Genomic DNA, 7506 nt, shown 5'->3' with positions numbered 1-7506 from the left:
CCCCCGCATCGCCTCCACCACCGCCCCCGGGTTCTCCATCGTCGGCAAATGCGCACTTTTCGCAAACCGCACCAGCTCCGCTCCCACAATCCCCGCCGCCATCTCCTCTGCCAGTTCAGCCGGCGTCATCTTGTCCATCTCACCCACAGCCACCAGCGTCGGCACATTGATCGTCGCCAGGGTCGGCCGGGAATCCACCCGGTTCATGATCGCCACCTGCTGGCGCACGTAGGCCGCCTGCCCCACCCTCTCGGACATCGCCTGCACATCGCGCGCAACCTCGCTTCCCATATGCTGCGGCGCGATCAGACTGCCGAGCAGCCCGCGCGACACGCCGATGAACTTGCCCTGCCCCACCATGTCGATGCCCTTGCGCCGCGTCTCCTTGCGCGCCGCGTCGTCAGGCCGGGCGGAAGTGTCCAGCAGCGCCAGATGCGACACCCGCTCCGGCGCCTGTCGCATGATCTCGAAAGCCACATAACCGCCCATGGAAAGGCCCGCCAAAGCGAATCGAGCCGGGGCCGAGGCGAGAGCCCGCGCTGCCATCGCCGGTATGGAGTCATCCTGCGTCAGGTCCGCCACCACAGACTGCGCATCGAGCCCGGCGATCACCTCGCGCCACAGGCGCTCGTCACAAATCAATCCGGGCAACAGCAGCAGATCGCTTGCCATATCAATGCTCCTTGAGCAAAATCATCTGGCCCGACTGTTTCGTCGCGCTGCCCACAGGGCAAGTCTCGATACGGCATTTCCGCGGTTTTTCTCGTCGGGATAGTGGACAAGCCCGGATAGCTGGGCTATAGACCCGCCCACGATGACTGGCTCTGCTGGTCGGCGACGGGGTCTTTTGGCTCTGGCGCTATTTCATAAACCCACATGTCCAAGCTTCGAAAGGGCGGTTGACCTTTGCAAGTAGTCGTTCGCGATAATAACGTTGATCAGGCGCTGCGCGCGCTGAAGAAGAAGCTGCAGCGCGAAGGCGTTTTCCGGGAGATGAAGCTCCGGAACTACTACGAGAAGCCCTCTGAGAAGAAGGCTCGCCAGAAGGCTGAGGCAATCCGTCGTGCCCGCAAGCTGGCTCGCAAGCGTCTCCAGCGCGAAGGCGGCCTGCCCGCCCCAACTGCTACGGCACGTCCCGGCCAGCCCGGTCGTCCGCCCGCAGCTATGCCGCGCACCTAAGCGCTGCTGGAATACAGAATTTGAAAACGCCGTCCTTCGGGGCGGCGTTTTTGTTTGTCAGGTTTCCGGCGGCGCAATCGGCACCGGCTTGGCAGTCAGTTGCTTGGACAGGGTGATTCCGCGTCAGTTTGCCATGGCGCGTTCAAAAAACGGCTTGGCATGGTCCCAGATGCCGCGATCCCACAGATCGCCGTGGCCAGCGCCCGGTTCGATCCACAACTCGTCCTTGCTGGGCACCAGCGCATACACCCGCTCGCCGTTGCTGACATCGATGGTAGTATCGCCCGTACCATGCGCCACCAGCACAGGCTCATCGACGTTCAGAATCCATTCATTAACCGGAAATTGGTCAGCCATGACAAGGCTCACCGGCATGAACGGATAGCGCTCGCGCGCCACCGTCACCGCAGACAGGAACGGCGTTTCCAGCAGCAGCGCCTCTGCATCGCGCTCGCTGGCGACATAGGTCGACGGCCCTGAACCGAGCGAGCGTCCCCAGATCACCATAGGAAAACCCTTGGCAGCAGCCCAGTCGAACACCGTAGTCGCGTCATCAAGAATACCCTGCTGGCTGATGGAGCCCGGCGACGCCGGGAAGCCACGATAGTCAAACGCCACGAAGCCATAGCCGTCCGCGACGAATTGCTCGTATCGTTCGTGCTCCGTGGTGAAGCTGCCTGAATTACCCTTGTAGTAGACAATCAGCGGCATGCCGGCTCGCGGCGCCTGATACCAGCCGTTGACCATACCGTTGCCCACCGGCACCGCGATGTTCTCGGCCTGCGGTAGGTCCGCATCGGCCAGATTAATCACCTCACCTTGGGCGTCATACTGCAGCGCGCGCTGGTTGACATACATATAGCCAACCGCCCCCGCATATGCGACGGCGACCAGTACAACCGCGGTAGTGAGGATGCGGCTCAGGAGCTTCATTTTAAACCTCGGCAAAAATTCGTCGAGACACTACTCCAGACCACGAGCTTAAAGCTCGTCAATTGCCTGAGCGAGCGCGCGTTCGAATACTTCCTCCGGCTGCGCGCCCGAGAGTGCATATTTTTCGCCAAACACAAAGAACGGCACGCCGCGGATGCCTTGCGCGGCAGCGTCGTTCGCCAACTGTTCGGTGATGGCCAGCTCGTTTTCATCATTCATCTGGTCCAAAGCGTCACCGCGATCAAAGCCGAATTCCGCAGCGATATCGGCCAGAACATTGTCGTCGTTGACCTGTCGGTGCTCGAGAAAATACGCATTGGCGATGGCATTGGCCAATTCGTGCTGGATGCCCAGCGGCTTCGCCAGCCGAGTGATCGTATGCACTTTCTTGGTCGGGAACATGCGGGGCTGCTTGCTAAGATCGAGGTCGACGCCGACTTTGCGGGCTTCACTTTCCACCCGCTCCCACATTTCCTTGGGGTCCTTGCCATACTTCTCGCGCAGCATGTCGGCCACAACCACGCCTTCGGCCGGCGTATTGGGATCGAGATAAAAAGGATGGTTTTCGACGACCACTTCGACATCGTCCGGTAGCGCCGCAATAGCCTTGTCGAGGCGCGCGGAGCCGACCAGGCACCAGGGGCAGACCACGTCGGTGAACACATCGATCTTGAGCAGTTTGGTCATGGGCAAATCCTCTTTGACCATGACATGGATCGGAATCTGGGTCGGTGCAAGCACGCACCCAAAGGTAACTAGGCGCCGCCGTGACTATTGGTCACCGCAAACGGCGGCGCCCAGGCAGCAGCAAAGCTTAAGCCGACGAAGGCTGAGAACCCCACCCACGCCATCCCCGGCGCCATGATCATGGCCGCCTTGGGGTCGACCTCGGCCACGCGTACCATCGTGCCCAGCCCAACTACCAGAAGCGCAAACGACACAATGCTCAGGGCCAGCGCATCCAGCGGCATCACGAGGAACGGCTGCACAATCATGCCGGCCATCAGCACTACAACCCAACAACTGGCCTCGCGGCCACGGTCACCGCGTCCAGCTACCATCCAGCGGGCCATGCCGAACAGCGGCAGACCACCCAGATGCAACACGCCACCCATCCAGCCGGGCAGACCAAACGGCGCAAAAAACAGCGGCATCATTCCATTCAGCTCGGCGATGCCATTGGCAATAACAAACACGGCCAGCGGCAAGGCGGCGCTCAACACCAGACCAAGCGCATTATGCCGGTCCGCATCGAGACTCGAAAAAAACTGCTTTGAAACTGCCGTGATGGTCGCCATGTCTGGCTCCCGTTCTTGCCATTGACTGACAAAGCAACAGGCCCGGCCGCCAAAGGGTTCCGTTTACGTCAATCACGCTGTGCTGACCTTGCTGCACAACTGCGATAGAAGCAGCGCAAAAGGACATCGCCATGACCGACTTTGCCGAGCGCCTCGAAGCCCTCGAAACCCGCATCGCCTACCAGGACCAGACCATCGAGGAACTGAATACAACCATCACCGCGCAATGGAGGCAGATCGACCTGCTGACGCGCAAACTCGACACGGTAGACCAGCATGTCCGCTCCGGCGTCCACATCGCCGACCCCTCGACCGAACCACCACCCCCGCATTACTGAAGCTTTTGATCGTCCTCGGTCGACAGCCGAAGCGCGAGACGTAGCTGAATGATGTGCTCAGGAACATTTCTCCACAGCGCTTCTCGCCGCTCCACGACACCAAGCTGGATACTCGCTCGAGCGGCCACTTCCGCGTCAGGCTCGTAACTCGGGTGCCAGCTCCAGTATTGCGTATGCGTGAATATGCGACCAAGCGCACCCCATAACCCGGGTCGCCTGATGGTGACACCATGCTCGTGGATGCCCGGCCCGAAACTGCCCGCAAGGCTGCCCGAGATCAGGTCGCCCAACAGCGGATTTGCATGTTCGTCGTACAGATTGGTCCACTTCACCGCCGCAAACTGGGCCGCGAAATGCGGATAGGCGATCGGCTGCTGTCCTTGGCGCAAGTCCGGTCCGGGTGGAGCAAGCAGCATGCTGCCAAGCATTGGGTCGGGGCGGGGCGGCGCCGTCGCGAACCGGCGCTCGAAAAAGGCATTCTCGACCTCCTGCTGGCTATCTACCAACAGGAACTCCGCATGGGCCAGCGGGCTGCCCAGCGTGATCAGGTCGCTGATGCGCCAACCCGGTCGTGCGTCGCGCAGTAACGCGAACAGCCCGGCGCGGGATTTTTCGAACTCCGTCGCATCGATCGCCACATGCGGATCGCCCCACGCTACCTTCACAAAAGCATCACACCCCTCCAGGGCCTCCTGAACGGCAGGATCGTCCGCTAGCCAATCCTGATGGTGCGTCGGGCCATATTTCTCCCAGAACAGTTGCAGGATGTCGTAGGCAATGATCGTTCCAAGGCTATGCCCGACCAGCACGATCCGGTTGTAGAGTGGCGGATCATTCGCACTCGCCTGGGTGAACGCTTCAAGTGGCGGGCCCTTGAGCCGTTTCTTGTGCAGTGCCTCCAGCAGGGCGATCCCGCGCTCGCGCACCTGCCTTCGCCGCTCGACGGTGCTCGGAGTTGCCCTCACATAGCGAACGACATCGCCCGCATAGGGCGTGATGACGGCATTCAATGCCCAACCCACTCCGGCGGTGACCACCGCGGCCCAGAACGCGAGCGAACTGGCCACCGACGCTGGAATGAGCAAGAGAACGGCGCCCGCCGCTATCAGGCCAAACGGCAGGCCCACTGACACCTGGCGCATGTCGAAACGCGCCCGCACCATCCCTGCCAGCAACAGCACGCAGCCGACTAAAACAATGAAGCCGCCAGCTTGGGGCCCAATGCCGCCGAGCCATTGGCCGATCCATTGAGCCGGACCGGAGCTTTCGATGACTTCGGCGATGCCTGAGTGGACCGCCACCATGCCTGCGGCGCCGACCAGCGCCACCATGACAATCAAGATCAGCCAAGCCCGCTTTACCTTTCTGGCTTGCGGCAGGCGCCAAGGCGAGCGCAGCAACAGCGTTCTGATCCAGCCCGTCACCATGTCGATGGGCGTGCCATCCATGATGTCTGCCCAATAGAACTCGAAAAAGTCCGTCCGGTTTTGCGGGCCGTCTTTGAGCGTGGTGATCCGGCGCAGTTCGGCAGAACCAGTCACATCATCGGGGACGACCGAAATATCCAGCATGCCGTTGGGCGCAACCGGCAGGCTCGCCAGCGTATGGTCCCGTCGATACACGGTCTCGACGAATTCCCGGAGCGTCTCAAGTGGGCGCTGCTCGCCGATCCCGTGTATGACCACAACCGCCGTTTTGCGCTGTGGTCCCTCGACGGGCTTTTGCGCCTGCGTGTTGGTCGGCTTTCTCGAAGTCCTCGCCATGACACAATCCCCCGGCCCAAGAAGAATAGTCTAAGCAATAAAACAGAGGGCCGCCCGAGGGCGACCCTATTTTATTCTTCGATTGGCAACAATCGGATCAATGACCGAGCGCCTTGACGATGTCCTCGGTCATCTTCTTGGCATCGCCAAACAGCATCATGGTGTTGTCGCGGTAGAACAATTCGTTCTGCACGCCCGCATAGCCGGCAGCCATGCCGCGCTTGATAAACAGCACGGTGCCAGCGTCTTCGACATTGAGCACCGGCATGCCATAAATCGGCGAGGTCTTGTCGGTCTTGGCCGATGGATTGGTCACGTCATTGGCGCCGATCACGAAGGCGACGTCGGACTGGGCGAATTCGGAGTTGATATCTTCAAGCTCGAACACCTCGTCATAAGGCACGTTGGCTTCAGCCAGCAGCACGTTCATGTGCCCCGGCATGCGGCCCGCCACTGGATGGATGGCGTACTTTACCGTGACGCCTTCCTTCTTCAGCAGGTCGGCCATTTCGCGCAATGCGTGCTGGGCCTGTGCCACCGCCATGCCGTAACCGGGCACGATGATGACCTTGCCGGCATTCTTCATCAGGAACGCAGCGTCTTCGGCTGCGCCTTGCTTGACCGGGCGATCGTCTTCCGCGGCCGCCGCCGAGGATGCGCTATCGCCGCCGAATCCGCCGAGGATCACCGAAATGAAGCTGCGGTTCATCGCCTTGCACATGATGTAGCTGAGAATTGCGCCCGATGAGCCCACCAGCGCGCCGGTGATGATCAGCGCCGTATTGCCCAGCGTGAAGCCGATGCCGGCCGCTGCCCAACCCGAATATGAATTGAGCATCGACACCACCACCGGCATGTCGGCGCCGCCGATCGGGATAATCATCAGACCGCCCAGCACCAGCGCCAGCACGGTAATGGCCCAGAACAGCCAAGGGTCTGCCGAAACGGTGAAGGCCCAGACCAAAACAAGCATGGCCACGCCCAGCACGATGTGAATGGCATGGCGCGCCGGCAGGATGATCGGCTTGCCGCTCATGTTGCCGTTGAGCTTGGCAAAGGCGATGATCGAGCCGGTGAAGGTGAAGGCGCCGATGGCTACGCCGATCGACATTTCGACCAGCGCCTGGGCGTGAATGTCACCCGGAATGCCGATGCCGAAAGCTTCGGGCGCATACAGCGCTGCCGCCGCCACGAACACTGCAGCCAAGCCCACAAGCGAGTGGAAAGCCGCGACCAGTTGCGGCATGTCGGTCATCTTGACGGTGCGGGCCATGTACGCGCCGATGCCACCACCAAGGCCGATACCGCCAATGATCAGCACCCAGCTGACCCAGTCGCTCGGAGCGGCCAGCGCCAGCGTGGTCAGAATGGCAATGCCCATGCCGATCATGCCAAAGCGGTTGCCCTGCTGAGCCGAACGCGGATTGGACAGGCCACGGAGCGCCATGATGAACAGCACGCCCGCGACCAGATAGAGAAGGGCTGCGATATCTGCAGAGATCATCGGCGTTAGCCCTTCTTCTTGTACATTGCCAGCATGCGCTGGGTGACGAGGAACCCGCCAAAGATATTGACGCTGGCAAACACCAGGGCGATGAAGCCGAAGGCTTTGGAAATCCAGTTTCCGTCAGCCGCCAGCTGCACGCCCACCGCCAGCAATGCGCCGACGACGATCACCGAGGAGATCGCATTGGTCACGCTCATCAGCGGCGTATGCAATGCCGGGGTAACCGACCACACCACGAAATAGCCGACAAAGATCGCCAGCACGAAAATCGCCAGCCGGAAGGTGAATGGGTCGAGCGCCCCGCCACTGGCCGCATGAGCCGTTGCAGCGATCACATCGGCGGTCTGTCCTGCCGTCGCTTCCATTTACTTGGCTCCCTTGGGTGCAGCAGGCTTGCTCACTGTCTTTTTAGTCGTGGCTGGCTGCTTGGCTGGCGCGTGGTCTTCCACATGCGCTGCAGGCTTTGTCACCGGCTTCTTTTTCACAAC

General features: G+C 61.1%; 8 protein-coding genes and 1 pseudogene. 2 read left to right on the top strand and 7 right to left on the bottom strand.

The window, feature by feature from the left end:
- A partial coding sequence (locus tag WH91_RS04760) for an alpha/beta fold hydrolase (RefSeq protein WP_046169864.1) occupies positions 1-672 on the bottom strand: 672 nt, incomplete at its 3' end.
- A gap of 234 nt (positions 673-906) precedes the next feature.
- On the opposite strand from WH91_RS04760, the gene rpsU reads away from it, so the two are divergent.
- Positions 907-1179, top strand: a complete 273-nt coding sequence (gene rpsU, locus WH91_RS04755) for a 30S ribosomal protein S21 (RefSeq protein WP_046169863.1) — start codon at positions 907-909, stop codon at positions 1177-1179.
- A gap of 123 nt (positions 1180-1302) precedes the next feature.
- Here the strand turns inward: rpsU and WH91_RS04750 are convergent, their stop codons facing one another.
- The 3 genes from WH91_RS04750 to WH91_RS04740 form a co-directional block, all read right to left on the bottom strand.
- Positions 1303-2112, bottom strand: a complete 810-nt coding sequence (locus tag WH91_RS04750; RefSeq protein ID WP_052952593.1) for an alpha/beta hydrolase — start codon at positions 2110-2112, stop codon at positions 1303-1305.
- 48 nt (positions 2113-2160) lie between these two features.
- The gene (locus WH91_RS04745) at positions 2161-2799 is read right to left on the bottom strand and encodes a DsbA family oxidoreductase (protein ID WP_046169870.1); all 639 of its coding nucleotides are present in this window, start codon (positions 2797-2799) and stop codon (positions 2161-2163) included.
- A 68-nt stretch (positions 2800-2867) separates the two neighbouring features.
- The gene (locus WH91_RS04740; protein WP_046169862.1) at positions 2868-3410 is read right to left on the bottom strand and encodes a tryptophan-rich sensory protein; all 543 of its coding nucleotides are present in this window, start codon (positions 3408-3410) and stop codon (positions 2868-2870) included.
- A gap of 131 nt (positions 3411-3541) precedes the next feature.
- On the opposite strand from WH91_RS04740, the gene WH91_RS04735 reads away from it, so the two are divergent.
- Positions 3542-3748, top strand: a complete 207-nt coding sequence (locus WH91_RS04735) for a SlyX family protein (protein ID WP_046169861.1) — start codon at positions 3542-3544, stop codon at positions 3746-3748.
- On the opposite strand, the gene WH91_RS04730 is transcribed toward WH91_RS04735, so the two are convergent.
- The 3 genes and pseudogenes from WH91_RS04730 to WH91_RS04720 form a co-directional block, all read right to left on the bottom strand.
- Positions 3742-5511, bottom strand: a complete 1770-nt coding sequence (locus WH91_RS04730; protein WP_046169860.1) for a hypothetical protein — start codon at positions 5509-5511, stop codon at positions 3742-3744. The genes WH91_RS04735 and WH91_RS04730 overlap by 7 nt on opposite strands.
- Positions 5512-5608: 97 nt before the next feature.
- Complete coding sequence (locus WH91_RS04725) at positions 5609-7015, bottom strand: NAD(P)(+) transhydrogenase (Re/Si-specific) subunit beta (protein ID WP_425285351.1); 1407 nt, start codon at positions 7013-7015, stop codon at positions 5609-5611.
- 5 nt (positions 7016-7020) lie between these two features.
- Positions 7021-7371: pseudogene (locus WH91_RS04720) on the bottom strand (proton-translocating transhydrogenase family protein); the annotation flags it as partial.
- Positions 7372-7506: the final 135 nt, after the last annotated feature.

The sequence above is a fragment of the Devosia psychrophila genome (assembly GCF_000971275.1).
GTDB classification, from domain to species: domain Bacteria; phylum Pseudomonadota; class Alphaproteobacteria; order Rhizobiales; family Devosiaceae; genus Devosia; species Devosia psychrophila.
Note: the sequence above shows the minus strand (reverse complement) of the source record. Positions and strands in the feature narration are given on the sequence as shown.